The sequence below is a fragment of the Lewinella sp. IMCC34183 genome (assembly GCF_003390915.1).
Lineage (GTDB): Bacteria > Bacteroidota > Bacteroidia > Chitinophagales > Saprospiraceae > Neolewinella.
In genome coordinates this window covers 172,078-197,723 of the sequence record NZ_QMEM01000003.1, presented here as the reverse complement: position 1 = coordinate 197,723, position 25,646 = coordinate 172,078, and the positions used below count along the sequence as shown (strand labels likewise).

Annotated in this window: 22 protein-coding genes; 11 read left to right on the top strand and 11 right to left on the bottom strand. The window is 63.5% G+C overall.

The genetic code is table 11. The features are described 5' to 3' along the window. Positions 1-4: 4 nt before the first annotated feature. From DQG19_RS08365 to obgE, 3 genes are all read left to right on the top strand, one after another. Positions 5-628, top strand: a complete 624-nt coding sequence (locus DQG19_RS08365) for an NUDIX hydrolase (RefSeq protein WP_157974406.1) — start codon at positions 5-7, stop codon at positions 626-628. Positions 629-689: 61 nt separating this feature from the next. Further along, the gene (locus DQG19_RS08360) at positions 690-1,274 is read left to right on the top strand and encodes an adenylate kinase (protein WP_116125806.1); all 585 of its coding nucleotides are present in this window, start codon (positions 690-692) and stop codon (positions 1,272-1,274) included. Positions 1,275-1,310: 36 nt separating this feature from the next. Beyond that, positions 1,311-2,348 carry a GTPase ObgE gene (gene obgE, locus DQG19_RS08355; RefSeq protein ID WP_116125805.1) on the top strand — a complete coding sequence of 346 codons (1,038 nt, stop codon included), beginning with the start codon at positions 1,311-1,313 and terminating at the stop codon, positions 2,346-2,348. 1 nt (position 2,349) lies between these two features. Here the strand turns inward: obgE and DQG19_RS08350 are convergent, their stop codons facing one another. Continuing rightward, positions 2,350-3,696, bottom strand: coding sequence for a peptidoglycan-binding protein (locus DQG19_RS08350; RefSeq protein ID WP_157974405.1), 1,347 nt, complete (start codon positions 3,694-3,696; stop codon positions 2,350-2,352). 244 nt (positions 3,697-3,940) lie between these two features. Between DQG19_RS08350 and DQG19_RS08345 the strand changes: the two genes are divergently transcribed. Then, the gene (locus DQG19_RS08345) at positions 3,941-5,356 is read left to right on the top strand and encodes a tetratricopeptide repeat protein (RefSeq protein ID WP_116125803.1); all 1,416 of its coding nucleotides are present in this window, start codon (positions 3,941-3,943) and stop codon (positions 5,354-5,356) included. On the opposite strand, the gene DQG19_RS08340 is transcribed toward DQG19_RS08345, so the two are convergent. The 6 genes from DQG19_RS08340 to DQG19_RS08315 form a co-directional block, all read right to left on the bottom strand. Then, positions 5,333-5,872 (bottom strand): TrmH family RNA methyltransferase, encoded by a 540-nt coding sequence (locus tag DQG19_RS08340; RefSeq protein ID WP_116125802.1) that lies wholly within the window; start codon positions 5,870-5,872, stop codon positions 5,333-5,335. The two genes, DQG19_RS08345 and DQG19_RS08340, sit on opposite strands and share 24 nt — an antisense overlap. After that, entirely contained in the window at positions 5,844-6,317 is a 474-nt protein-coding gene (locus DQG19_RS08335) for an FKBP-type peptidyl-prolyl cis-trans isomerase (RefSeq protein ID WP_116125801.1), read from the bottom strand. The genes DQG19_RS08340 and DQG19_RS08335 overlap by 29 nt, the downstream gene beginning before the upstream one ends. Before the next feature lie 552 nt (positions 6,318-6,869). Beyond that, positions 6,870-8,351 (bottom strand): IMP dehydrogenase, encoded by a 1,482-nt coding sequence (gene guaB / locus DQG19_RS08330; protein ID WP_116125800.1) that lies wholly within the window; start codon positions 8,349-8,351, stop codon positions 6,870-6,872. 65 nt (positions 8,352-8,416) lie between these two features. Next, positions 8,417-9,115, bottom strand: a complete 699-nt coding sequence (locus tag DQG19_RS08325; RefSeq protein ID WP_116125799.1) for a ComF family protein — start codon at positions 9,113-9,115, stop codon at positions 8,417-8,419. A gap of 1 nt (position 9,116) precedes the next feature. Next, positions 9,117-9,896: a hypothetical protein gene (locus tag DQG19_RS08320; protein ID WP_116125798.1), complete on the bottom strand. Its 780-nt coding sequence runs from the start codon at positions 9,894-9,896 to the stop codon at positions 9,117-9,119. Between the two features lie 9 nt (positions 9,897-9,905). Then, on the bottom strand, positions 9,906-11,264 hold the full coding sequence (locus DQG19_RS08315) for a glucosaminidase domain-containing protein (RefSeq protein ID WP_116125797.1): 1,359 nt from the start codon (positions 11,262-11,264) through the stop codon (positions 9,906-9,908). A 138-nt stretch (positions 11,265-11,402) separates the two neighbouring features. On the opposite strand from DQG19_RS08315, the gene DQG19_RS08310 reads away from it, so the two are divergent. The 3 genes from DQG19_RS08310 to DQG19_RS08300 all read left to right on the top strand — a co-directional run bounded on the left by DQG19_RS08310 (position 11,403) and on the right by DQG19_RS08300 (position 16,130). Further along, positions 11,403-12,659 carry an arginine deiminase family protein gene (locus tag DQG19_RS08310; RefSeq protein ID WP_116125796.1) on the top strand — a complete coding sequence of 419 codons (1,257 nt, stop codon included), beginning with the start codon at positions 11,403-11,405 and terminating at the stop codon, positions 12,657-12,659. 333 nt (positions 12,660-12,992) lie between these two features. Then, positions 12,993-14,978 carry a TonB-dependent receptor family protein gene (locus tag DQG19_RS08305; RefSeq protein ID WP_116125795.1) on the top strand — a complete coding sequence of 662 codons (1,986 nt, stop codon included), beginning with the start codon at positions 12,993-12,995 and terminating at the stop codon, positions 14,976-14,978. Between the two features lie 57 nt (positions 14,979-15,035). Continuing rightward, a complete protein-coding gene (locus DQG19_RS08300) occupies positions 15,036-16,130 on the top strand; it encodes a lactonase family protein (RefSeq protein ID WP_157974404.1) in 1,095 nt (364 codons plus the stop codon). Between the two features lie 10 nt (positions 16,131-16,140). Here DQG19_RS08300 and glgB read toward each other — a convergent pair whose 3' ends face one another. The 4 genes from glgB to pepT all read right to left on the bottom strand — a co-directional run bounded on the left by glgB (position 16,141) and on the right by pepT (position 20,996). Next, positions 16,141-18,132 carry a 1,4-alpha-glucan branching protein GlgB gene (glgB, locus tag DQG19_RS08295; RefSeq protein WP_116125793.1) on the bottom strand — a complete coding sequence of 664 codons (1,992 nt, stop codon included), beginning with the start codon at positions 18,130-18,132 and terminating at the stop codon, positions 16,141-16,143. A gap of 206 nt (positions 18,133-18,338) precedes the next feature. Then, on the bottom strand, positions 18,339-19,112 hold the full coding sequence (locus DQG19_RS08290) for a helix-hairpin-helix domain-containing protein (RefSeq protein ID WP_116125792.1): 774 nt from the start codon (positions 19,110-19,112) through the stop codon (positions 18,339-18,341). Positions 19,113-19,332: 220 nt separating this feature from the next. Beyond that, on the bottom strand, positions 19,333-19,728 hold the full coding sequence (locus tag DQG19_RS08285) for a hotdog fold thioesterase (RefSeq protein WP_116126078.1): 396 nt from the start codon (positions 19,726-19,728) through the stop codon (positions 19,333-19,335). Positions 19,729-19,763: 35 nt separating this feature from the next. Further along, positions 19,764-20,996, bottom strand: coding sequence for a peptidase T (gene pepT, locus DQG19_RS08280; RefSeq protein ID WP_116125791.1), 1,233 nt, complete (start codon positions 20,994-20,996; stop codon positions 19,764-19,766). Positions 20,997-21,128: 132 nt separating this feature from the next. Here pepT and DQG19_RS08275 point away from each other — a divergent pair, with 132 nt between their 5' ends. The 4 genes from DQG19_RS08275 (at position 21,129) to DQG19_RS08260 (ending at position 25,063) form a co-directional block, all read left to right on the top strand. After that, positions 21,129-21,977, top strand: coding sequence for a zinc-dependent peptidase (locus DQG19_RS08275; RefSeq protein WP_116125790.1), 849 nt, complete (start codon positions 21,129-21,131; stop codon positions 21,975-21,977). A 39-nt stretch (positions 21,978-22,016) separates the two neighbouring features. Beyond that, entirely contained in the window at positions 22,017-23,207 is a 1,191-nt protein-coding gene (locus tag DQG19_RS08270) for a hypothetical protein (protein WP_116125789.1), read from the top strand. 49 nt (positions 23,208-23,256) lie between these two features. Further along, positions 23,257-23,889 carry an inorganic diphosphatase gene (locus DQG19_RS08265; RefSeq protein WP_116125788.1) on the top strand — a complete coding sequence of 211 codons (633 nt, stop codon included), beginning with the start codon at positions 23,257-23,259 and terminating at the stop codon, positions 23,887-23,889. Between the two features lie 202 nt (positions 23,890-24,091). Beyond that, complete coding sequence (locus DQG19_RS08260) at positions 24,092-25,063, top strand: septal ring lytic transglycosylase RlpA family protein (protein ID WP_116125787.1); 972 nt, start codon at positions 24,092-24,094, stop codon at positions 25,061-25,063. Positions 25,064-25,646 lie beyond the last annotated feature (583 nt).

Below are 25,646 nucleotides of genomic sequence, written 5' to 3'. Positions count from 1 at the left end.
GCCAATGTACGTAATCTATATCAACGACCGGCCGCTGGTCCTGCGCGAAGCCGGTACCCCCGGGCCCTACGGAGACACCGCTCCCGACACCCACCTCGTCGCCCGCTACAGCGGTAAGCGCAAGAGCCTGCTCAACTACGCCGATACCCTGGAAAAGGGCAGCCAGAAGGTAAGCAGCGTGGAATTGCTCACCGATGACCTCGCCGGCCTCTGGGACGACTTCCAGTCCCACTACAAGTGGGTGGAGGCCGCCGGCGGCCTCGTCACCCATACCGGCCACGGCAAGCAGTTGTTCATCTTCCGGCGGGGATACTGGGACCTGCCCAAGGGCAAGCTCGACGCCGGCGAGGACCGCGCCGCCGCCGCCCTCCGCGAGGTCCGCGAGGAAACCGGCCTGGAGGATGTCACCCTCGGCGAACGCTTGCCCACCACCTTCCACACCTACCGCACCAAAAAACACCGCATCCTCAAGCCTACCTACTGGTTCCGGATGACGACGGCCCAGGACGACCTCGTCCCCGAGACCGGAGAGGGAATCGAACGGGCCGAGTGGCGCACCGTCGCCTCCGTCCTGGCGGCCGACGATCCGCTGTACGAGAACCTGCGCGCGCTGCTGCTGCGCGCGTAGGCGGCGGTTGGCCCCCGGGTCAATTTTTCTATATTTGCCGCCCACCCACCTCAACGTCACTATGTACAATCTGATTTTATTTGGCCCCCCGGGCTCTGGCAAGGGGACACAGGCCGGTATCTTGGTGGAGCAGCACGATTTTCTGCACATCAGTACGGGTGACATGTTCCGCGAGGAGCTTAGCCGCAATACGCCCCTCGGGAAGGAAGCCCGCGCCTACATGGACGCCGGCCACCTGGTCCCCGACGAAGTCACCATCGCCATGCTGCGCAAGCGCGTGGACGAGCACCCCGACGTCACGGGCATCATTTTCGACGGATTTCCCCGTACCGATCCCCAGGCCGCGGAACTGAACGACCTGATGCGGGAAAAGGACAGCCAGATCAACGCGCTCATCCTGCTCGACGTCGACGCTGATACGGTGGTGCAGCGTATCCTGGGCCGGGGCGCCACCAGCGGGCGCGCGGACGACCTGAAGGAGGACGTGATCCGTACCCGCTACGAGAACTTTCTCAACTACACCTCGCCCGTCTTCGATTTTTACGAAAACCTAGGCCTGGCGCACCGCGTCGACGGTACCCAGACCCCCGAACAGGTCGCCGCGGCCATCGACGCCATCATCGGCCGTCGGCTGCAGGAGGCCTAGCGCACACGCGGCCGTCCTGACCGTTGCAGTATCCGTATGGCAAAGGCAAATTTTGTAGACTACGTTAAGATCAACCTGACCTCCGGCAACGGCGGGGCGGGTTCGAAGCATTTCTACCGCGCGAAGGGCATCCCCAAGGGCGGACCCGACGGCGGCGACGGCGGCCGTGGCGGCCACATCATCCTGCGCGGCAACCGCAATCTGTGGACCCTGCTCCAGTTCAAGTACAAGAAGCATATCCGCGCCGAGCACGGTCAGCGGGGCAGCGAAAACAACCGCACCGGGGCTACCGGGGAAGACGTGATCCTCGACGTGCCCCTGGGAACCATCGCCCGCGACGCGGAGACCGGCGAGTTTCTCTTCGAGATCACCCGCCACGAGGAGGAGTATATCCTGCTCGAAGGCGGTCGCGGCGGACTGGGCAACAGCCACTTCAAATCGAGCACCAACCAGAGCCCCGACTACGCCCAGCCCGGCGAGGAGGGCATCGAGGGCTGGTACATCCTGGAACTGAAGGTGCTGGCCGACGTCGGCCTGGTAGGATTGCCCAACGTGGGCAAGAGTACCCTGCTGTCGGTGGTCACCGCCGCCAAGCCCGAGATCGCCAACTACGAGTTCACGACCATCGTGCCCAACATCGGCATGGTGCAGTACCGCGACGGCAAGTCCTTTGCCATGGCGGATATCCCCGGTATCATCCAGGGTGCCCACGAGGGCCGCGGGCTGGGACACCGCTTCCTGCGGCACATCGAGCGCAACGCCACTCTGCTGTTCTGCATCCCGGCCGACGCCGACAATATCCGCGGGCAGTACCGTACCCTACTCAACGAACTGCAGCAGTACAACCCCGAGCTGCTCGACAAGCCCCGGGTACTGGCCCTGACGCGCGCCGATATGGTAGACGAGGAACTGAAGCGGCTGCGGGCCCACGAGATCCCCACCGACCTGACGCATCTCTACGTATCGGCCGTCACCGGTGAAGGTATCACCGCCCTGAAGGACCTGCTGTACGGGCTTATCATCGAGGGCCGCGCCGCCCACGAGGGCCGGCAGCTGGCCATGGAGGAAGAGTAACTTACCGGAAACGTTCGAGGTCGGCGGCCAGGAGATTCTGCAGGGCGGCCGTGGCCAGGTCACGGGCCGCTATGGGGGCGAGCCCACGGTCCTGGTACATGGCCTCCAGGCGGACCTGGGACTGATAGTAAGCGACCCGGAAGGCGCTGAGGATGCGCGCGTGCAGGGGGTCTTCGGTGGCCCAGGCACCTAGGCTTTCCCAGACGGTGTTTTCCCAGTCGCGGGCCTGGGTAGCGGCCGCCGCGGGCAGGGGAGCGGTGGCGGCCAGCAGGGCGGGCCGCGCGTTGGCGAGCGTCCGCGCCCGGTCGGCATTGCCCGTGCCGGCGGCCAGGTCGTCGGAGATGGTAGTGGCGAGGCGGACGCCGGGCCAGGCGAGTACGGAGCCTCCCACGGGGCGGGCGTCGGCCAGGAGCTGGTATTTTTTCAATTCGGACATATCCCGCCAGGCGCGGTCGTAGGCGGCCTGGGTGCCGGGGCCGTAGTAGCCGTCGATGCTGCCGGTGTAGTACCCTTTTTCCTTAAGGACGCGCTGCAGCTCGGCGGCGGAGTGCCGTTTGGTACGCCCGTCGATCTCCGGCAGGTTGGGAGCGGCGGCCCGCAGCGGGGCGGGGCGTGATTCGGCGGCGGCCACGGCCTCCTCACCCAGGGGCTCTGCGGGGGGTGTCGGGGCGGGGCGCGTGGTCGGCGGAGGTGGTGGGGCGGGAGCGGTCGCAGAGTCCGCGCGAGCGGGCGCGGGGGAAGGGGCGGGCGGGGGCGCGGGTGCGGGGGGAGGTACCTTATCGAGAGAAATCGGGATCAGCGGCTTTTTGATCCCCGTTTCGAAGGTGCCGGCCGGGATCAGGGAGCCTTTGGGGATGGTCCGGACGAAGGCATCGGTGTACCCGAGACCGCGGACGGCGGGCAGGGCGGCGTTGGCGGCTTCGGTGGTGGCGTAGGGGCCGGTGACGACCTTGGTGACGCCGTCGGCCGCGTCGACGAACAGGCTGCCGGCGCGCTCGAGTGCCGTCCAGTCGAGGTTGCGGTTCCGGCCGCGCAGGGCGATCTGGATGAAGGCCGCCTCGCCGGTATCGCCAACCGGCACCGCGAAGGGCGCGGCGTTGCGGAAGCCTTTCTCCTTCAATTCATCGGTGACGGCGTCGGCCCGCTCGCGGCTGCTGTAGTTGCCGAGGTAGACGTCGGTGAGCTGGCCGTCGCGTGCCTGCCCGTACACGAAGCCGAGCTCACGCAGTTCGGTGAAATCGTCGGCCTTTACGTCCTGGAAGGTGCCCACGCGTACGTTGTAAAGGGCCTGGGCGGCGGCGGCGGCGGGCAGGAGGGGAAGCAACAGGAGGAAAAGGAGGCGTAGCATAGTGATTTGGCTTGAGCGGCGGGGTACCGGTTCCCGGAACGGCACGCCGAAAAGTTTGGTATCGTGCGGGGTGTTATCCTAAACGTAAAGTGCACAAGGTAAGGTTTGCCCGGGGCTCGCGCGCGGCCGCGCTACCGGCACGTTAAGCCGGGGAGCGGATGAAACTTTATGGCCCGAAAACCGTACTTTTACCACGATCCCCAGCCAATGGCCCAGGTGACTAAGCCGGGGGCGGATGCACGGTATGAATAGAAAGAGCAACGACCAGCGCGAGAAGGCGCTGATGGCCCTCGTGGCCAGGTACGAAAAAGGGGCTCAAAGCGGGGAAACCGTATTTTTGGCGGAAGAGGAGTTCGAGGAGTTGCTGTCGCACTATTTCGGTCACCACGATTACGAGCAGACGCTCGAGGTAGCCGATCTAGCCATCAGCCAGCACCACTACACCCCCGATTTCTACAAATGGAAGGCCCTGATCCACAAGATCAATCTGGAGGAGGAAGAGGCCCTTTCCACCCTTGAGCAACTGAATATTTACGCCCCCAACGACGAGGAGGTCATGATGCTGCGCCTCGAGGTATTCGTCCACTTCGAGCACCACGAAGCCGCCCGCGCGGCCCTGGATCAGCTGTACAATGTGGTCGACGAGGACGAAAAACTAAGCCTGCTAGCCTTCTTCGACGGGCTCCTCTGCATGCAGGAGAACCGCTTCCGGGAAAGCTTCGCGGCCCTCAGCGAGGCCATCCGTCTCGACCCCTACCAGGAACCCGCCTACGACGAGCTGCTCAATGCGCCCGAGCTTTCCGGCTTTCGCCGCGAGATCGGTGAGCTGCTGCGCCGGCAGACCGACGCGGACCCCTTCAATGACCTGACCTGGTTCTACCTCGGCCTGTGGTACGACGATGGTGGCGACGACCTGGAGGCACTCGATGCCTTCGCCAACGCCCGCTCCCTCAATGAGGTCCGCAGCAACTACGACCTCGAGTACGCCGATAAGCTCTTCGACCTCGAGATGTACGAGCCGGCCCTGCGGGCCTACAATGCCTACTTCGAGGCGGACGAGGCGGAGGAGAGTTACGAAACCTGTATGCGCATCGGGCGCAGCTACCAGATGCTGGACGAACTGGGCCCCGCCAAAAAGGCCTACTTCCGTGCCCTGGAGCTCGATCCCGAGATGTACGATATCTACCAGTACATCGCCGAATGCAGCGTAGCCGAAGAAAAATGGGGCCTGGCCGCCTACTACTACGGGCGCGCCGTCGAGCTACCCAACCACACCGCTGACTGCTGGCTGGGCCTTGCCCTCTGCAGCTCGGCGACCAACGCCCCCCTGGAGGCCGAGCAGGCTTTCCTGAAGGCCATCGAGCTCGACGAGCAGTTCAGTGACGCCTACGTTTCCTACGCGCTGTTTCTGGTCGAGACGGGCCGGGAAGCCGATGCCCTGACCATGCTCGACGACGTGGCCGAATCCTTCGAGGATTCCGCCCTGTCCTACGGTCGCGTGGCGATCCTGATGCTCTGCGGTCGCCGTAAGCAGGCCCTGGCCCTGCTGCACGATACCCTGCACGATTACTACGAGGACCACGACCTGCTCTTCAATTGGCACCCCGAACTGGAGCATGACAGCGACGTACGGTCCCTACTGGAGCTTCATAAGGAATAGGTACACCGCCGCCCCCGCGGCCACCGCTACGTTCATCGAGGTGTTCTTTCCGTACATCGGCAGGTGCACGGCCGCGTCGCAGCGGTCCAGCAGTTCCGGGGCTACGCCCGCCGCTTCGGCCCCCGTTACCAGTACGATCTCCCCGGCCGGAAGCGGATAATCAAATAGTGGGATACTGGTATCCGTGATTTCGAGCGCCAGGATGGTGGCTCCGCCGCGGCGGGCTTCCTCCAGGTAGGCCAGGGAATCCGTGACGTAGCGGTAGGGCACGGTGGATTCCGTGGCCCGGGCCGTTTTGCGGATCCGCGGGTGGGGCGGTCGCGGGGTGGTGCCGGCGAGGACGAGCTCACGCAGGCCGGCGGCGTCCGCCAACCGGAAGGCCGATCCGACGTTGCGGGGGTCGGTCCAGTCCGGGCACAGCAGGGTAAGTGGAAAGACCCGCGTACCGTTCTTGCTTTCGTGGTGTTTGAGTTGTCTGATGGCCTGACTAACGGACTTCCTGGAGGGTGACGTCAAAGATAAGGTCGGTGTCGGGGCAGACCTCGCCGGCCTGGCTGGAGGCGTAGCCCAGGCGGGAAGGAATGTACAGCATGATGCGACCGCCCTGGCCGATCAGGGGGAGACCGAATTGCCAACCGCGGATAAGCCCGGCGAGGGGCAGGGCCAGGGGGGAATCGCCCGTCTGTCCGAAAATGTCATCTCCCGTAGTACGCCCGGTGTAGGTGAACACTACCGTATCCGTGAGCTGGGGGCGCACCGTGTCTCCCGGCGTGACGATGCGGTAGTACAGGCCGGTGCTCGTGGTGTCGTCGGGCCCCGTGAGGTACTGGGTGAAGTTGCCGATACTATCCTGGACGTAGTTCTCGATGCTGATGTCGCTGGACAGGCAATCGTTCTTGTTGCATCCGGCGGCGGCCAGCAGGCCCAGCACGATTGCCAGGCAGAGGGGGAGGGGTTTCATCTGGATAGTGGAATTGAACGGCAAAAGTACAGCAGGCGGCCGGGAGTGGCAATTAACAAAATGCGTTAATTTTATTCACAATAGCCCTGGTGTCTTGGCATAGTGTGTCTGTATCGCGCTAAACTATGCTGGGACAGAAAAATATTCAATTATTATTCACAATCGTGAACACCCTTATATAAAGCTGGTTTCTAAGCTTGTATGAACTAAGCGTATAAGATAAGGTGAGTGTATGTAAGCGGTCCGTCGGTTATCCGGCGGGCCTTTTTTTATTTGCGGGTGTACCTGTTTTACTTGACCGCCGCCCGGCCCGTACTTCTGCTCCGCTTTGCATCGGTGCATAACGGCGGCGATACCTGGGGCGGGCGCCAGTTGCCGTGCCCCTGACCTCCGCGTACTTGCGGGGCGCTGGGTATTGACTTGGCCTCCCGGTCGCTCCGCCTCACCCTCGCGCAGGTACGACGCTGCCTTCGGCAGTGCCGGCCGCCGTGCCCTACGGACAAGCATCGTCAGGTCGTATCCCGCTGGTTCCCGGAAACCAACTTGGTCCGACTACCGCCGGCTGTAGTTAGGCGCCTCCTTGGTGATCGTGATATTGTGCGGGTGACTTTCCGACATGCCGGCCCCCGTGATCCGTACGAACTCCGCCCGTTGCAGGTCGCCGATGGTAGCGGCTCCGCAGTAGCCCATGCCGGCCCGGAGGCCGCCCAGGTACTGGTTCACCACTTCCGCCAGGCTGCCCTTGTAGGGGATACGGCCCTCGATGCCCTCCGGTACCAGCTTCTTGACGTCGTCTTCCACGTCCTGGAAGTAGCGGTCCTTGCTGCCCTTGTTCATGGCTCCGAGGGAGCCCATGCCGCGGTACACCTTGAACTTGCGGCCGTCGTAGAGGATCGTCTCGCCGGGACTCTCGTCGACACCGGCGAAGAGGCTACCCGCCATGATGGTGGAGGCGCCGGCCGCCAGCGCCTTGACGATATCGCCGGAGTACCGGATGCCGCCGTCGCCAATGACCGGTATGCCGGTACCCTTCAGGGCTTCGGCGGCGTTGGCGATGGCCGAAAGCTGGGGCACGCCCACGCCGGCCACGATGCGGGTGGTGCAGATGGAGCCCGGTCCCACGCCTACCTTCACGCCGTCGGCACCGGCCTCGGCCAGGGCCTTGGCCGCCGCGCCGGTAGCGACGTTGCCGCCGATGATTTGCAGGTCGGGGAAGGCGTCGCGGGTGCGCCGTACCGCCTCCAGTACGCCGCGGCTGTGCCCGTGGGCCGTATCGATGGTGATGACGTCGACGCCCACGTCGACGAGGGCCTGCACCCGTTCCAGCATATCGGCCGTTACGCCGATGGCCCCGCCGACGACGAGCCGCCCGTAGCTGTCTTTACAGGCGTTCGGGTAGTTCTGCACCTTGAGTATATCTTTATAGGTGATCAGGCCCACGAGCTTGTTGGTGTCGTCGACCACCGGCAGCTTCTCGATCTTATAGCCCTGGAGGATCTGCTTGGCCTGTTCCAGGTTCGTGCCGACGGGGGCGGTGATCAGGTTTTCGGTGGTCATTCGCTCGCTGATCGGACGGGCCGAGGCCGTCTCGAACCGCAGGTCGCGGTTGGTGAGGATACCCACCAGCTTGAAATCGTCGTCGACGATAGGGATGCCCCCGATACGGTGGCGGGCCATAAGGCTTTTGGCATCCTCGACGGTAGCGTTGTGCCGCAGCGTGACCGGGTCGACGATCATGCCCGATTCCGATCGCTTGACCATCCGGACCTGCTCGGCCTGCTGCTGGATGGTCATGTTCTTATGAACGATACCGATTCCGCCCTGGCGGGCAATGGCGATGGCCAGGCGGCCGTCGGTGACGGTATCCATGGCGGCGGAAACGATGGGAGCGTTGAGGCGAAGACCGCGGGTGAGCTGGCTGGAAAGGTCGACCTCGCGTGGCAGGACTTCGGAGTAGGCCGGCAGGAGCAGCACGTCATCGAAGGTGAGGCCCTGGACGGCGAATCGGTCGGGGATGCTTTTGTTGTCTTCCATGCGCAAAGGTATGTAAACCGCGCGGATTTTCACGGTATTCCCGCGCGATCTCGTCGCCGGGCCGCTTAGCGCTCCGCGAGCGCCAGCGTAGCCACGCTGACCCGCAGGTCGGGACGCGCTTCCAGCAGCACCTGTCCGCAAAAATCGAGGGTGGCCCCGGTGGTCAGCACGTCGTCGATCAGCAGGACGTGACCGCCGGCCACTGCCTCGCGACTACGCTTAAAGGAGTGGCGCACGTTGTCGAGGCGTTCGAGTTTGCCGCGGCGCGTCTGGGAGCCCCGGAAATCCACCCGCCGGAGTGCGTGCTGCCGTACCGGAACGCCGAGCGCTTCGGAAAGGCCGCGGGCGATCGCCTCGGCCTGGTTGTAGCCGCGCTCGTGTCGCCGCCGCCGGTGGATGGGTACGGGCACCAGCGCGGTCAGGTCCGCCAGGGCGGGAACGTCCGCCAGGCGGTGGCCGAACCGGTGGCCGAGGGCGTGGCCCACGTCGGGGCGGTGGTGGTACTTGAGGGCGTGGATCAGGCGCTGGCATACGGTACCGTCGCGAAAGGTATAGGCCGCCCCGCCGAACGTCAGCGGCAGGCGCCCCGCGAGGCGGTCGGTGACCTCATTCTCCGGCAGCGACAGGTCGGTGCGCGGGGGAAATTCCGCTTCACAGGCCACGCAAAGCAGCTGGTCGTGGCCGCCAACCGCGCGGCGGCAACTCAGGCACAGGGCCGGGAAGAACAGCTGGCCCAGGCCACGGAGATAAGTAGTCAGCGACATATCAGTCGATGTAGCGCCACTTGCGGAGAAAACGGAGGCCCACGGACAGCTCGACGGTAAAGTTCCGGATGGCCCGCTCCCCAATGCTGGTGTTGGTGCCGCCAAGCGGATCGATGACGTTGGCAATGGCACCCTGGTTGTACTGGAAGCTCAGGTCGGGGTGAGCCGTGAGTTCCACGAACCCGCCGATACTCTCCGAAAGGGGGATCACGGCACCGCCGCCCACCGTGGCGCCGTAGGTGAAGCGGTTAATGAATTCGTAGGAGTCGAAGGGGTAGGACCGGCGCACTCCCGCCCCGAAGGCCGACAGGGCATCGTATTCGCCGAGGTTGGTGCTGAGGTTGTACTCGGCCCGCACGCCGATGAGGTAGTAGAGGTCCGCGAGGCCGAGGTAGCTGACCACCTGCTTGCCGCCGATCGCGAGGGAAGCGTTGTTGAAGACGAAATTGTCGGCAGGCAGGGTGACGCGGTTGCCCTGGAAGGTAAATAGCCGCTGGCGGCTGATGCGGCTGCCCCGCTGGTGGTACCCCAGCTGGCCCCAGAAGCTGAAGCGCCCCTGACTCGGGATCGTCTCCAGAAACATATCCCCGTGAAAGCCGAGGTTCAGCTCCGTCTCGATGTTCGACCAATCCTGGCTGCCCAGGCTCAGTCCGCCGCGTGTACCAAAGAAGTAGCCGCCCCAGTCCTCGCCGTATTCGCCCTCCTCATCGAGAAGCTGGGCGAAGCCGAGGGTGGGCAGGCAGACGAAACACAGGAAGAGCAGAACGACCGGTCGTGACATACCGCCAAATTAGCGGATCCGCAGTTGCTGGCCAACCGAAATCGTATTGCCGTTCAGTGCATTGAGACGCTTGAGGTCGTCGACCGTGACCCCGTAGCGCCGGCTGATGCCGTAGAGGGTCTCGCCCGCGGTTACCGCGTGGTAGACCGCCGCGGGGCGGTTGGGGTCGGTCGCGGGCACCGCGGGCGGAGTCGGGACCACCGGCTGCTCGGGGCGGGTCACCGGGCGGGGATCGGGGCGCGGGGTCGGGGTATTCGGGGAGATGGGCTCACCCATGTCGAGGTAGCCGTCATCGGTCTCGCGGGCGGGGTCGCCCGTGGGCGAGGGCGTAGGAGACGGTGTGAAGGGGGCGGTGGGATCGCCGCCACCGTCGCGCTCGAGGCGGGGCGGGGTCTTCACCTTGAACCAGCCGCGCAGCTTGATCTGCTCACCGGTGGCCGGGTCGGCCTGCTCCCCGAGCCGGTTGCGGCGGGCGAGGGAACTGAGCCGTACGCCGTAGCGCTGGGCGATGTCGTAGAGGTCTTCCCCGGGCGCCACCGTATGGTACTTGTCGCCGCCGCGGTAGGCGCGGCGCTTCTTCTGGAGGTAGATGCGCTCGTTGGCGGGCACGGTCTGATTCTCGCTGACCAGGGCTTCGTTGTAGTTGAGCAGGCGGCGGACGCTGAGGTCCACTTCGCGGGCCACCTGCTGCAGGCTGACGGGCGCCTCGCTGACGAAGTAGTTGACGTCGTTGGTATTGAGGATGCCGGTGATCGCCTCCTCGACGGGTACTTCGATGTCGACGGGGTCGATTACGCCGGGCACGTCGTACTGGTGCAGGTTGTGGCGCTCGATGAGCGTCATGAGCAGTTCGGGGTAGCGGGGGTTGGTGGCGTAGCCGGCCTTGCGGAGGCCGCGGGCCCAGGACTTGTAGTCGGTGGGCTCGAGGCGGAAGAGGAACCCGTAACGGAAGGCCTTCTTGGGGTCGCGCAGAAACTCGGAGTGGGCCACGTAGCTGGCGTCGGCGTTGCGGTACTGGCGGAAGCAGCTCTTGGTGAGCCGGCCGCGCTCGTCGTAATCGTCGTCTTCGCGGTAGACCTTGTCGCCGTTCCAGTTGCTGCCGCACTTGATCCCGAAGTGGTTCTTGGCGGTGCGGGCCAGGTAGCTGCGGCCGGAGTCGCTCTCCAGAATGCCCTGCGCCAGCTTGATGCTGGCGGGCACGCCGGTGCGCTCCATTTCCTGCATGGCGATGGTCCGGTAGCGCTCGATGTAGACCTCCTGGTCTGTGATTTCCTCGGCGGTCCAGGTGAAGGGCAGGTCGGCGGGGGCCGCGGCCATCAGCGCGGAATGGTGCAACAGGCAGAGTAGGCCAAAAAGGATTGGTTTCATAATGCAGTCTATGTCGGGGGGTCAGGGGGCGTTACCTCGCTAACGGCTAAAATCAGGTGGTTGGTAGATAGAAGCCAAGAATTTTAGCTTTTTTTTGGATTTACCCCGCACCTGCGTCCCCGCCCTACCTTTGCCCCCATGCCCATCCAAGTCCATTCCGAAATTGCCCCCCTCCGCCGCGTGATCGTCCACCGCCCCGACGCCGGCACCGCGACCATCACGCCCCGCCGGGCGGAAGAACTGCTGTTCGACGATATCGTCTACCTGCCGCGGCTCCAGGAGGAGCACGATGTCTTCACCGCCGTACTGCGGGCCGTACTGGGCGACGGCGGCGTACTCGAGATCCGTACCCTACTGACCGAGGCCATCGGGGCCGCCCCCGACGTGACGCGGAAGATGCTCGAGCTGATCGTCAACTGGGAAGAGCTGCCCGCCGGCTACGCCGCCGAGCTGGCGGCACTGCCGCCCGATACCCTGAGCAGCGTACTGGTGACGGGCTTCGACCCCAACGATGGGCACGTGCTCTTCGACCCGATCCCCAATTTCATCTTCACGCGCGACATCGCCGTGACGATCAACGACCACGTGCTCGTCACCAAGGCCGCCAAACAGGCGCGGAGCCGCGAAAACTACCTCACCCGCCTGCTCATCGTGGCCCACCCCATGTTCGCCGACCTGTGGCAGAGCGACCGGGTAATCAACCTCAACGACGTGGACGCCTTCCCGCCCAGCCGCCTCGGGGAGAAGGTGTACATGGAGGGCGGCGACGTGATGCTGCTCAACCGCGACTACCTGCTCATCGGCGACAGCGAGCGCTCCAATACCTACAGCATCCGCAAACTGGCCGACCGGCTCTTCGCCGACCGGGTGGTGAAGAACGTGGTGCGGGTGAGCGTGCCGGCCGAGCGCAGTTTCATGCACCTGGATACCATCTTTACCCAGATCGACGTCCACGACTACGTGTGCTACCAGCCCATCATCGCCGAGGGCGGCCGGCAGGCCGGCGTGGAAGTGTGGCGCGCCGAGGGCGATACCACCACCTACGCCAGCCTGCAGGAATGCATCCTGGCCGAAATCGACCCGGAGGCCCAGTTTATCGCCGCCGGCAACGGCCGCAGCCCCTTCCAGGAGCGCGAGCAGTGGACCGACGGCTGCAACCTCGTCGCCCTGGCCCCCGGCGTAGCCCTCACCTACGACCGCAATCCGGTGACCGCCGAGGCCCTGGCCGCCCACGGCTACCGGATCGTGGCCGCCCAGCAGCTGCTCGACGAAACGGTCGCCGGCGACTGGAAGCCCGCAGACCTGCGCAAAACCATCATCACCCTGCCCAGCGCCGAGCTTAGCCGGGGGCGCGGCGGCAGCCACTGTATGACGTGCCCGGTGGAGCGGGGGTAGGAGTGATTGGGTTAAGGAGTGAAGGAGTGAAGGAGTGAAGGGGCCCGCAGGACACTCGCTTCGCTCGGGTGATTCTTCATGGAGTTAAGCGCAGCGTGCATCGATAATATATGAAATCCAAATGTCCTGCGGGCAAAATCCGTGTGAATCTGTGGCTAGCGCAGCGATCTGTGTACATCTGTGAGAAACCCTGAGCGCGGAGCGCGAGCTGCTGACTGTATGGGTAGTGGATGACTGAATGGGTGGATGAGTGGATGAGTGGATGAGTGGATGAGTGGATGACTGGGGAACAACTTCCCCCGTTAGATCATTTCCGTTGGGTAACCCTGCCGCATGTACCGTACCCTTCTTTTCTGTTTACTGACCGCCTCGCTGTCGGCCCAGACCGATACCCTCTACAACCTGCCGGGTGCCACCGTGACCGGCTTCCGCGACGAGGCACCGAGCTACCGGGTGGGCGCCAGCGTGAGCACCCTCGGTACCCGCGATTTGGAGCTGATCCCGACGGGCGACCTGCTGCCCGCCATGAACCGCCTGCCGGGAGTGCGTTTCGAGCAGCGGGCGCCGGGCAGCTACCGGATCAGCGTACGGGGCAGTACGCTGCGCAGCCCCTTCGGCGTACGCAACATCAAGATCTACTGGAACGGTATTCCCTTTACGGAGCCGGGCGGAGATACCAACCTCAATTTCCTCGATGTCACCAACGTCGACCGGGTGGAGCTGATCCGCGGTCCGGCGGGCAGCGTGTACGGGGCGGGCACGGCGGGCACCCTGCTGCTGTCGACCGATACACTGGCGGGGGTGGGGGAGGGCTACGCCGAGGGGGGCTCCTACGGCTTCTTCCGGGCGGGGACGCAGGTGCAGGGGCGGGCCGGCAACGGCAGCTACCAGGTCCGGCTGGCCCACCAGCAGACCGACGGCTACCGCGAGCACAGTGCCCTGCGCCGGCAGACGGCCCAGGTGTCTACCCGCTGGAAGGCCGGCCACGAGCGGACCCTGAGCCTGCACGCCCTCTATAGCCGCCTCGGCTACGACCTGCCCGGCGGCCTTAACGCCGAGCAGTACGCGACCGACCGGCGGCAGGCGCGGCCCGGTAGCGTGGCAACGAACGCGAGCATCAATTACGACAACCTGCTGCTGGGCATCACCCAGGACTGGGCGCGCGGCCGCTGGAGCAACCAGACAACGGTGTACGGTACCGGCTTCTACTTCGACCACCCCTTCAACTTCGACTACAAGCGGGAGGCCAACCTGGGAACGGGCGGCCGCACCGCCTTCGACTACACGGTGCCCCTGGCCGGATCCGTTCTGAAGGTGTCGGTGGGGGCCGAGGCCCAGCTGCAGTACCGCATGGCCAATAACTTCGGTAACGCAGACGGGGCGCCCGGCGAGCTGAATTTCAGCGACGAGATCACCAGCCGGCAACAATTGCTCTTCGGACAAGCCACGTGGGATCTGGGGGCGTGGCGGTTCGCGGCCGGCGCCAGCCTGAGCGGGCTGAGCTACTACGTGGACCGGACCTACGACGCGGCTGCCGCCCCGGCCACCACCCGCAGCAATATCGCCACGGTACTGGCTCCACGGGCCTCTATCCTGCGCGACTTCGGCGGCTACAGCGTGTACGCGAGCGTGAGCAGCGGCTTCAGTCCGCCTACGCTCGACGAATTCCGCACCAACGAGGGCAGCCTAAATACGGGCCTGGCCCCGGAGCGCGGCGTCAACTACGAGGTGGGCACGAAGGGCAGCCGCGGCGCGCTCAGCTACGAGCTGGCCCTGTTCTACCTGCGGCTCAACAACGCCATCAGCACCTACTCCGACGCCCGCGGTACCCAACTTTTCCGCAACGCCGGCAGTACCGACCAGCGGGGCGCGGAACTGGCGGTCACCTACCAGCCGGCCTCCTGGCTGGAAGTTTACGGTAGTTATACCTGGCACGACTTCGCGTACGACCGGTACGATCGCGACGGAGAGGACTACTCCGGCAACCGGCTGCCGGGTACCGCCCCCCACGTCGTGAACCTGGAGGCGACCCTGCGGTCGGGCGCGGGCTGGTACGCCACCGTCACCGAGAATTATACCGACGCCATCCCCCTCAACGACCCTAATACCGTCTACGGCGAGGCCTATCACCTAGTACGGGCCCGGGCCGGGTGGCGGGGTGCGTGGGGGCGTACGACCGTCGACCTCTTCGTTGGCGGCAGCAACCTGCTGGATGAGACGATGAGTTTCGGCAACGACCTCAATCCGCAGTTCGGCGGCCGCTACTACCAGCCGGCGCCGGGGCGGACGGGCTTCTTCGGCGTGCGGGTCGGCGGGTAAGGTACATCGGATGTAGAGCACATCCGATGTCCCCCACATCCGATGTACCTTTCCTGCATGCGCTACTACCTTGCTCTCCTGTCCATCCTGTTCCTTGCCTGCTCCACGCCAAGTACCACGGCCCAGCAGGGGGCCGATGAGACCACCTTTCTGCTGGGCACCTACAATGACGACGGCGTTCACGCGCCCGGTATCTATCGCTACGCCCTGCGGTCCGACGGCACCCTCGACAGCCGTGGCCGCGTGGCCGAGATCAACAGCCCCAGCTTTCTGGCCTACAATCCCGACCGCAGCGTACTGGTCGCCGTCGAGGAAACGGAGACCGGTAGTGTAGCGGCATTTAGCGTAGAGGGCGATTCCCTGGAGTACCTCAACAGTCAGCCCAGCGGTGGCGGCGGACCCTGCCACGTCAACGTCAGCCAGGACGGCTACGTGGGCGTCGCCAACTACGGCGGTGGCACCGCGGAACTCCTGCGCCTTACCGCCGACGGAAGTCTTTCCGCCCCTCTCGACGTCAGCAATCACCGTTCGCGCGGCGGCGAGACGCCCCATGCCCACAGTTCTTACTTCCTGAACGGGGGCACCGAGATGCTCTCAGTTGACCTCGGCACCGATGAGGTATGGCACTATAACCTGGATAAGGAAGACGGCAAACTGGTCCCCCACACCCCGCCCAGCCTGCGCATGGAACCCGGCGCCGGTCCCCGCCACCTCAGCATTCACCCCAACGGCAAGTGGCTCTACGTCATCAACGAGCTTAACAGCACGGTCACCCAGGTGAGCCGCTCCGGCAGCGAACTGTCCGTCGTCGATAGCTGGTCGACCCTGCCCGAAGACTTCACCGGGGAGAGTTTCTGCGCCGATATTCACGTGAGCCGCGACGGGAAGTTCCTCTACGGCTCCAACCGCGGCCACAACTCCATCGTGGTCTACGCCATCTCGGCCGCTTCCGGGGCCCTTACGCCTTTGGAGTACGAGCCAGTTGCCGGCGACTGGCCCCGCAATTTCGCACTCTCGCCCGACGAGCAGTTCCTGCTGGTGGCCAACCAGCGGTCGAAAAACATCACCACACTGCGTAGAAATACAAAGACCGGGATGTTGGACTTCGTAACGAGTACGACGGCCCCCATCCCGGTCTGCATCCTTTTCTAGGTCGGTACCCCTACTTCTTCTTGGCGGCTTTGGCCTTCGGCTTGGCGGCCGATGCCTTGGTCGCTTTCTTTTCCTGCTTTTTGCCCTCCTGGCGTAGGCGGAATACCATGGTGGCCAGGGGCGGCAGGGTAAGTTCGATGTGATTGGCCCGGCCGTTCCACTCCTGGGGAGCCGAGGCAACGGTCTCCTGGGTATAGTTGCCGGTGCCGCCGAATTTCTCGTCGTCGCTATTGATCACCGTTTCGTACGTGCCTTCGAAGGGTACGCCTACGCGGTATTTCGTGCGGACGGCAGGGGTGAAGTTGTGGACCACTACCATTACGTCCTGCTCGTCTTTGCCCCGGCGCAGGTAGCTGAGTACGCTGTTCTGGTGATCGCCGATGTCGATCCACTCGAATCCCTGCGAATCGTAGGCATACTCGTAGAGGGCGGTGGTGTTTCGGTAAATATCGTTCAGTTTCGCGACGTACTCCTGCAGCGTGGCGTGCGGCTTGTACTGGGTCAGGCTCCAGTCGATGCCCCGTTCGATGCTCCATTCGGTACTCTGTCCGAATTCGCCGCCCATGAAGTTGAGCTTGCTGCCCGGGTGGGTCATCATGTATCCGTAAAGCAGGCGCATATTGGCGAAGCGCTGCCACTCGTCGCCGGGCATCCGGTCGATGATGGGTCCCTTGCCGTGTACCACCTCATCGTGGCTCAGCGGCAGCATGAAGTTTTCGCTGAAGGCGTACACCAGCGAGAAGGTAAGCTCGCCGTGGTGGTAGCTCCGGTGCACGGGGTCGTTCTTGAAGTAGCCCAGGGTATCGTGCATCCAGCCCATCATCCACTTCTGGCCGAAACCGAGGCCCCCTACGTAGGTGGGGCGGCTCACGCCGCTGAAGGCGGTGCTTTCCTCGGCGATGGTCATGGTGTCGGGGTATTCCCGGTAGACCATCTCGTTGAATTCCCGGATGAAGTCGATGGCCTCGAGGTTCTCGTTGCCGCCGTACTGGTTGGGGATCCATTCGCCCTGTTTGCGGCTGTAGTCGAGGTACAGCATCGAGGCTACGGCGTCTACGCGCAGTCCGTCGATGTGGTAGCGGTCGAGCCAGAAGAGCGCGTTCGAGATCAGGAAGGAGCGTACCTCATTGCGTCCGTAGTTGAAGATGGCACTCTTCCAGTCGGGGTGGAAGCCCTTGCGTGGGTCGGCGTGGTCGTAGAGGTGGGTGCCGTCGAACTGTGCCAGGCCGTGGGCGTCGTTGGGGAAGTGGCTGGGAACCCAGTCGAGGATGATGCCGATGCCGGCCGCGTGCAGCTTATCCACGAGGTACATGAAGTCCTGCGGACCGCCGAAGCGGCTGGAGGGGGCGAAGTAGCCTGTGATCTGGTAGCCCCAGCTGGGGAAGTAGGGGTGCTCCATCACCGGCAGGAACTCCACGTGGGTGTAGTTCATCTTCTGCAGGTACTCCACGAGGTCGGTGGCCAGCTCGCGGTAGCTGAGGCTTTCGTTCTTTTCGTTCTTCTTCCAGCTGCCGAGGTGCACCTCGTAGACCGAGTAGGGGCGGTCGATGGCGTTATGCTGGTAGCGGTTTTTCATCCAGTCCTCATCCTCCCACTCGTAGAAGGTATCCCATACGATGCTGGCGGTCTTCGGGGGGGTCTCCCACAGGCGGGCGTAGGGGTCGCCCTTTTCCAGCCAGTCACCGCTCTGTGCTTCGATGGCGTACTTATAGATGGCACCGCTTTCGACGCCCTCGATGAAGCCCTCGTAGATACCGCTGCTGTCCCAGCGGGGATTAAGCGGGTGCTGGGTGCGGTCCCAGGAATTGAAATCACCGATCACGCTGACCGCCTTGGCGCTCGGGGCCCAGACGGCGAAGTAGGTCCCCTTCTTGCCGTCCACCTCGATGACGTGGCTTCCCAGCTTATCGTAGATGCGGAAGTTCTTGCCGGCGCGAAAAAGATTGATGTCGTAGTCGGTGAAACGGGAATAGGCAGTAACGGATGATGGCACGGACGGCATGGATTTTAAGGTTGGAATGAGTTGTGGTAACGGGAAAAGGCATGGGATGTTAATTCCATACCGTAGTTCTTGCTACCCGCCAACTTCCGACCCGGGCCCCACATCGGATGTCGGGGACATCCGATGTGGGGCCAATACAAAAATCCGGGCCACCCACAGGCGACCCGGATTCAGGGTTGATGTACGTCGGATGTGGAGGTCCGGGCTTACTTGCGGCCGCCCTTGAGCTGGTCCTGCAGTTTTTTGAGCTCGTCTACCTTGCCGTCGGCGGCCAGTTTGGCTTGCTCCTGCCAGGTGTCGTGCTTGGCGAGGCGGAAGCGGGCCCCGGCTTTCTGCAGCACGTCGGCGAGTTGCTTTTCCTTGGCCTTCGCGAGGTCGGAGTAGGTATTGATGCCGGCCTCGTTGAGCAGGCCGGCGATCTTCGGGCCGATGCCTTCGATCTTCTTCAGGTCGTCACCCTTGCTCTTGGCGGCGGCCTTGCGGGTGGCGGTTTTCTTGGCAGCCGGCTTTTTGGTGGCGGGCTTCTTGGCCGCGGCCTTTTTCTCCGGGGTCACGACCGGCTTGGTGGCGGGAGCGGAGGTAGCGGACTCGATGGTGTCCGCCGTTGCCTTGGCAACGGATTTTTTAGCGGCGGGCTTCTTGGCGGCGGCTTTCTTGGGCGCGGCCTTTTCCTCTACTTGCTCCAGGGAGAAGCAGCAGTTGGTGGTACCGTGACCGCTGTCGGTGTAGGCTTCGGCGTGATCGTCGTTGTGCCACTCCTGCTTGTCGACCAGGTAGCGGAACTGGTAGTGCCCGGCGGGCAGTTGGGTAGCGCCGGTGTAGCCCTGCTTGCCGGACTTGAGTTTAAGGCCGTCTTCCCAGCTCCAGTCGTTGAAGGAACCTAGTACGCGGACGTCGCGATCCTTGCCGACCCGCTCCGGGGACAGCTCGAAGGAGACCTTATACTGCTTTTTCGATTTGACGTAGTTGGAGGTAATCATAAGAAGGTGTCTTTGTGCTGCGAAATTATAGTCATACTGCCTGACCGTCAAAGCGTTGGGCGGGCACGCAGGTGCTATGGATGCAACGTACACACCGGGCTCAGGTTTACAATCCTAATATGTGCTGGCAGATTTAGTGTCTTGCGGCACTTCCCACGCGAAAGCCTGCGTAAACCCAATTATCTACGCATTTACCCGGGGCTAATCTTTTTCGGTTTTTTTACCGTCTTTTTATCACCTGACAGGTTAGACGCGAGCTGCACACCGCGCGACCGCGCCCGTCGGCAATGTCGATCTGCCAGGTTTGTACCGTACGCCCGATGCGCACCGGCCGCACGGTACCCCGCACGGTATCTCCTTCCCGGGCGCTGCGGAGGTGGGTGGCGTTGATGTCCACGCCTACGACGAGGTAGTCTTCGGGTTCAGCGAGTGCCAGGAAGCCGGCTACGCTGCCCAGGGTTTCGGCCAGGGCAACGGAGGCTCCGCCGTGGAGCAGGCGGAACGGCTGTACCGTCCGGTGGTCTACCGGCATCTCCGCTACCAGGTAGTCGTCGCCGAAGTCCACGAACCGCATGCCGAGGGCCTCGCCCAGGGTGCCTTCCCCCATCGCGTTCATGACTTCCAGGGTGGGGGTGGTGTGCCAGATCGCGCTCACGACAGCTCGGTGTTAAGCCGGCTGATGGCCACGATCACTTCGGCGGCCTTCTGCATCTCGTATACGCTGGCCCACTCGTAGCGGGAATGGAAGTTGTGCTCCCCGGCGAACAGGTTCGGGCAGGGCAGCCCCATGAAACTGAGGCGGGAGCCGTCGGTACCCCCGCGGATGTGGGCGCGGCGCAATTCCAACCCGACGGAACGGATGGCCTCCTCGGCCAGTCGGGTGACGCGAGGATGGTCGTCCAGCACCTCCTTCATGTTGCGGTACTGCTCGTTCGTTTCCAGGTGGATGAAGCTGTTGGGGTACCGCTGGCGGACCTCGTCCAGGATCGCGTCCAGTATTCCGACGTGGTCGGCGAGTTGGGCGGTATCGAAGTCTCGAACGATGAAGTCGATGCGGGCGCTCTCGGCCTTTCCGGTGATCTCAACGGGGTGGAGGAAGCCCTCGCGGTCCTCGGTCGTCTCCGGGCTGAGGCCCCCGCGGGGCAGGGCGGCCACGATCTCGGCGGCGATCTTCACGGCGTTCTCCAGCTTGCCCTTCGCGAAGCCCGGGTGGGCACTGACGCCCGCGATGGTCACGGTGGCGCCGTCGGCGCTAAAGGTCTCGTCTTCCAGGCTGCCGCGCGCCTCCCCGTCGATGGTGTAGCCGAAATCGGCGGCCAGCTTTTTCATATCGACGGCGTTGACGCCGCGGCCGATCTCCTCGTCGGGCGTAAAGAGGATACGCAGCCGCCCGTGGGGAATCTCGGGGTGGGCCAGCAGGTGCTCCACCGCGGCTACGATGGCGGCGAGGCCGCACTTGTTGTCGGCGCCGAGCAGGGTAGTGCCGCTGGCGGTCACGATGGCGTGACCGATGTTGCCGCGCAGTCCCGGCAGATCGGCGGCGCGCAGGACCACCTTGGGGTCGTCCGGCAGCACGAGGTCCTGGCCCTGGTAATTTTCGTGTACGATGGGCTTGACGCCGGTGCCGCTGGCGTCGGGGCTGGTATCCATGTGCGCGCAGAAGCAAATGACCGGAAGGTCCTCCTGGCCGGGGGTGGCGGGCACGGTGGCGTAGACGTAACCTTGCGCGTCGAGGGCGGCGTCCGGCAGGCCAAGCTCACGCAATTCTTCGGCGAGCATCCGGCCGAGGTCCAGTTGCTTGCTCGTGCTGGGTTGGGTAGGGGAGTGGGGGTCGGACTGGGTATCCACCCGTACGTAGCGAAGAAAACGGTCGAGTACCTTCATGCCGCAAAGTACGGTACGGGTTCCGTCCGGTGCGCGTCCGCGGAGTTTGCCGGGTCGAACATTTGCCGGAACACACAACATGTAGTCAGTTACATCGCACCCGCGTTCCCGCCCCAAAAGTCACCTGTATATATGGATCAATCCGCTGTCATCGTCGCCCTGCTCGTGTTAGCCCTAGCCGGCGGTCTGCTGTACTACATCTTCCGCGATGAGCCGTTGGGGGCCCTGCCCGAGTTCCGCAAGACGTGGCGGCGAATCCTGCGCAAGAAAGTGACCTACTACAAGACCCTCGACCGCAAGGAGAAGAAGCGGTTTCAGGACCGGATGCGCTACTTCTTCCAGCGGGTGGAGATCACCGGCATAGACACCGAGGTAACCGAGCTCGACCGCGTGCTGGTCGCGGCCAGCGGTATCATCCCCACCTTCGGGTTTGACGACTGGAACCAGTACCCCAAGCTCCGGGAGGTACTGCTTTACCCCAACACCTTCAATAAAGAAACCTTCGCTACCGAGGGCGGCGACCGCACGATCGCCGGGATGGTCGGCGGGGGCTACATGAACGGCAAGTTGCTGCTCTCGCAGCACGCCCTGCGCACCGGCTTCGAGAACCACGGCCGCAACAATACCGGCATCCACGAGTTCACCCACCTGCTGGACAAGGCCGACGGCAATACCGACGGCATTCCGGATTACTTCCTCGATAAGCAGTACCTCATTCCCTGGATGGAAATGATCCGCTCCGAGATGGCGGCCATCCAGCAGGGCAACTCGGACATCGACGACTACGCCCTCACGAATAAGGCCGAGTTCCTGGCCGTCACCGCCGAATACTTCTTCAACCGCCCCGGCGCTTTCGCCAGCAAGCACCCCGAGCTTTTCGCCCTGATGGAGCGGATCTTTCACCAGGACCTGGACCACGACGGTGGGGTAGGAACCGTCGACCACGCCGATCCGGTGGCGGTCGTCGCCCCGAAGGAATAGCGGACAAACATGTGCCGCGGCGTACGGTTACGCTTACCGATGATACCTGCCATACGCCGCCGCTACAACGACACCTTTACCAACGAGACCTACCAAGCCATGCTCGCGTGGCTCGGGGGGCAGTACGGACACGACCCCAAATTCCACGTCGGGGAGACCCCCGTCTTTTTCCCGCGCGCGTTCCGCGAGCACGTCTTCCGCGCGTGCAAGGACGTGCTGGACGTGGTGACCGACCCGGGCTACGCCGAACGTGCGGCGGCGGCCATCCCCCCGGGGGAGCGGGTCCCCGGGCAGGACGAGCGCCCGCTGTTCATGCAGCTCGACTTCGGCGTGTGCCGCGTGGAATCCGGGGAGATCGTACCCCAGCTGGTGGAGGTACAGGGCTTTCCCTCATTGTACTACTTCCAGGGGCTGCTGGACCGTAGCTTTCGCAAGTTCTTTACTATTCCGGAGGGCTTTTCGGCCCGCTTCGACGGGTCGACCTACGAGGAGTACATGCAGCTGCTGCGGGAGACGATCCTGGCGGGGCACGCACCGGAACACGTCATTCTGCTGGAGGTGGACCCCAAGGGGCAGACCACCCGCATCGACTTCGTGGTCGCCTGCGCCGAGCTGGGTATCCGGGAGGTATGCATCAGTGAAGTGGACCTGGAGGGGGACAAACTCTACTACGACCGCGACGGAGAGCGCACGCCGGTGAAGCGCATCTTCAATCGGGTCATCTTTGACGAACTGAAGGCGCGCACCGATCTTCAGCGCAAGTTCAACCTGATCGAGCAGGTGGACGTGGAGTGGGCCGGTCACCCCAACTGGTTCTTCCTCATTAGTAAGTACAGCCTGCCCTTCATCGACAGCCCCTACGTACCCAAGACCCACTTTCTGTCCGACCTGGAAGCGTACCCCGCCGACCTATCGGCCTACGTGCTGAAGCCGCTGTACAGCTTCGCGGGGCAGGGCGTGGACCTGCACCCCACCCCCGCGACGCTGGACGCGATCGAGCGGCCGGAGCACTTCATCCTGCAACGAAAGGTGGAATACGTGCCGATCGTGGAGACCCCCGACGAGCCCGCGCGGGTGGAACTGCGGATGATGTACCTCTGGCCCCCGGACCGGGAGCGGCCGGTACTGGTCAATAATCTTGTGCGGCTTTCCAAGGGGGAAATGATCGGCGTGCGCTACAACAAGGGAAAAACGTGGGTGGGCGGCACGCTGGGGTACTTTGAGCCCTAGGCTCGTTACTTTTGCACCTCCGAAGTTCCCCGGACTTAACTAAGCCCGCATGCGCCCGCTGCCCGTTTTTATCGTGATGCTGCTTTTCGCCTGTGCCCCCGACGGACCGGAAGCCGCCTCGCCGGCCGCCGCCTCCGCCACGGCCGATCCCTACCTGCTGCCCAGTACGGACGGCGACGCCCTGAACGTGGTCGTCGAAATACCCGCGGGCACCAACCACAAAATCGAGTACCACCCGGGAGCCGGCTACCTGAACGATACGCTGGCGGACGGTGCCACCCGGATCGTCAATTTTCTTCCCTATCCCGGCAACTACGGTTTCGTGCCCTCCACCCTGATGGACGAGGGTAGGGGCGGGGACGGGGACCCCCTGGACGTACTCGTTATCGGGGAAGCCCTGCCCACCGGTACCACGCTGCGGGCCCTGCCCATCGCCACCCTCATGCTGCGCGACCGCGGCGAGATCGACACCAAGATCATTGCCGTACCGGCGGATCCGGCGGCCCGGACACTGCAGGTAGAGAATTTCCTCGATTTCTCCCTGGGCAACGACGCCGCCAAACGGATCGTGGAGACGTGGTTCCTGAACTACAAGGGGGCGGGGGTTACCGAATTATTGCGGTGGGAAGATGAAGGCTACGCCTGGCGGGAGGTACGTAAATGGCAGACGCAAGGCGACTAAAGGAACCGTTAAAGTTGCCGGGAAACTGCGCCCGCGTGAGCATTTTAGCGGCTTATCCGTTATACTCGTGTGCCTGGAGGGGATAATTTTCACCAGGCCGTAATGAATCGCTAGCAGCGGACGTTACCCCGTCCCACAGCTTTTTAACAGGTTTGCGCGTTCTATATACACCAGTCCACAAACCGTAATCTTGCCGCTTATCATGAAACGCCTACTCTCCATCAGTTTTCTTTTGCCGTTCTCCGTCGCCGGTCTTCAGGCCCAAAGCTTCGAGTGGAACAAGGCTCCGCGGCCCACGGCCCACCCGAAAGAGGTCCAGCTCGATGCCCCCGCCGACCAGGACAAGCAGGACGGGCTGGCTGGCGTGTATGCTCCGGAGGCCGACGGTTCCACCACCGCCTACGGGGAAACCTACAGTGCCGACGCGATGACGAGCAGTCATTCCGGTCTTCCTCTGGGAACCCTACTGCGGGTAACCAACACCGAAAACGGCCGCAGCGTGGTGGTACGCGTCACCGATAAAGGCAAGGAATGCACGGACTGCCTGATTACGCTCAGCCAGGTAGCGGCCGAAAAGCTGGGTATTTCCGACCGGTCCTCCGTAAGCCTGGAACGCACCGGCTTCAGCAACTGGAATCCCCTTCCCCCTGAAGGAGATGCCGTACCCGCCCCCGCCACCTACGCCGGTAACTTTCCCGAGCCCGCTGAGCCAAAGGGGGTCATAGCCCCGCCCAAGCCGACTGCCGGTACTTCCACCGCCGCCTCGCCGCGTCCCGCGGTGATCACCCGCGAGGTAGTGCCCGCCGAAAAGACCAACGCGCCCGCTCCGGAAACCTACAACCGGTACGCCGTCACTCCTCCGGCCCCTACCGTTTCGGGTGCCCAGCAGGCACGGGGCGTTGAAGAAGTAACGACCGCCGCGGCCCCCGCCGAACAGGGTGCCTACGCCATTCAACTTGCTGCCTACACCAACGAGTCATATGCCCTGCGCCGCGTAGGAGAGCTCAAGGAGCAAGGCCTCACGGACGTCTATTACCGTAGCGTAACCCGGGAGGACGGGCAGGTCATCAATCGGGTGTACAGTGGAAATTACGGTACCGTCACCGAGGCCCAGCAGGCCGCCGAGGCGCTGCGCTCGAGCTACAATATTGCCGGAATCGTTGCCAAAAAGTGATCGGGAGAGCAAAAGTGGTTATAAAAACAGGCGTGAGCTAGGTAGCTCGCGCGTATTTTGTTAGTATTGGTCGACGATGTACCCGCCGGACCATGTGCGGGCCCGGGTGCGTACGGTCAGAACCTCACCTTCACAATTTCAGCCAGTTGCGGCACGTTAGCCCAGTAAGTCTTCCGTCTCATGCACAACCACACCACTAACTCATACCCCCCCGCTGCCATTCTGTTTATGCTCGGGGTCATCCTGTTCCTCGCCTACGGCTAGGATACCTGATGCGACGTGCGATTACGCCCCGCTGGGTAGGATTCCGGTACACGATAACCGTCCTGGAATTCACCGGACCTACCGTACGATCGCTGCAGCCGCCCGGGACAAGCAAAGTAATCGTATTTGCGTATTGACCGCTCCCGGTTGAAGCGTTGCGGGAGACATAGTTGCTTACGTCCCCCAATTTGTCTGCCATCTACGTTACCACATTAATTTATTGATTCTCTGGGCATCCGGTGGGGGTACGCCGTAAATTGGGTACCTTCGCATTAAATATATCGCCTCGCGACAGTCACCTTCTGTATGAGATTTAGTT

Bases quoted from the DNA above. Each gene is read 5' to 3' on its own strand.
- DQG19_RS08335 (WP_116125801.1), bottom strand. From the start codon at position 6,317: ATGAAACCCCTCCCCCTCTGCCTGGCAATCGTGCTGGGCCTGCTGGCC.
- DQG19_RS08290 (WP_116125792.1), bottom strand. From the start codon at position 19,112: ATGATTACCTCCAACTACGTCAAATCGAAAAAGCAGTATAAGGTCTCC.
- DQG19_RS08300 (WP_157974404.1), top strand. From the start codon at position 15,036: ATGCGCTACTACCTTGCTCTCCTGTCCATCCTGTTCCTTGCCTGCTCC.
- DQG19_RS08270 (WP_116125789.1), top strand. From the start codon at position 22,017: ATGATACCTGCCATACGCCGCCGCTACAACGACACCTTTACCAACGAG.
- DQG19_RS08265 (WP_116125788.1), top strand. From the start codon at position 23,257: ATGCGCCCGCTGCCCGTTTTTATCGTGATGCTGCTTTTCGCCTGTGCC.
- DQG19_RS08360 (WP_116125806.1), top strand. From the start codon at position 690: ATGTACAATCTGATTTTATTTGGCCCCCCGGGCTCTGGCAAGGGGACA.
- glgB (WP_116125793.1), bottom strand. From the start codon at position 18,132: ATGCCGTCCGTGCCATCATCCGTTACTGCCTATTCCCGTTTCACCGAC.
- DQG19_RS08345 (WP_116125803.1), top strand. From the start codon at position 3,941: ATGAATAGAAAGAGCAACGACCAGCGCGAGAAGGCGCTGATGGCCCTC.
- pepT (WP_116125791.1), bottom strand. From the start codon at position 20,996: ATGAAGGTACTCGACCGTTTTCTTCGCTACGTACGGGTGGATACCCAG.
- DQG19_RS08320 (WP_116125798.1), bottom strand. From the start codon at position 9,896: ATGTCACGACCGGTCGTTCTGCTCTTCCTGTGTTTCGTCTGCCTGCCC.
- DQG19_RS08365 (WP_157974406.1), top strand. From the start codon at position 5: ATGTACGTAATCTATATCAACGACCGGCCGCTGGTCCTGCGCGAAGCC.
- guaB (WP_116125800.1), bottom strand. From the start codon at position 8,351: ATGGAAGACAACAAAAGCATCCCCGACCGATTCGCCGTCCAGGGCCTC.
- DQG19_RS08305 (WP_116125795.1), top strand. From the start codon at position 12,993: ATGTACCGTACCCTTCTTTTCTGTTTACTGACCGCCTCGCTGTCGGCC.
- obgE (WP_116125805.1), top strand. From the start codon at position 1,311: ATGGCAAAGGCAAATTTTGTAGACTACGTTAAGATCAACCTGACCTCC.
- DQG19_RS08260 (WP_116125787.1), top strand. From the start codon at position 24,092: ATGAAACGCCTACTCTCCATCAGTTTTCTTTTGCCGTTCTCCGTCGCC.
- DQG19_RS08350 (WP_157974405.1), bottom strand. From the start codon at position 3,696: ATGCTACGCCTCCTTTTCCTCCTGTTGCTTCCCCTCCTGCCCGCCGCC.
- DQG19_RS08325 (WP_116125799.1), bottom strand. From the start codon at position 9,115: ATGTCGCTGACTACTTATCTCCGTGGCCTGGGCCAGCTGTTCTTCCCG.
- DQG19_RS08315 (WP_116125797.1), bottom strand. From the start codon at position 11,264: ATGAAACCAATCCTTTTTGGCCTACTCTGCCTGTTGCACCATTCCGCG.
- DQG19_RS08310 (WP_116125796.1), top strand. From the start codon at position 11,403: ATGCCCATCCAAGTCCATTCCGAAATTGCCCCCCTCCGCCGCGTGATC.
- DQG19_RS08275 (WP_116125790.1), top strand. From the start codon at position 21,129: ATGGATCAATCCGCTGTCATCGTCGCCCTGCTCGTGTTAGCCCTAGCC.
- DQG19_RS08285 (WP_116126078.1), bottom strand. From the start codon at position 19,728: ATGAACGCGATGGGGGAAGGCACCCTGGGCGAGGCCCTCGGCATGCGG.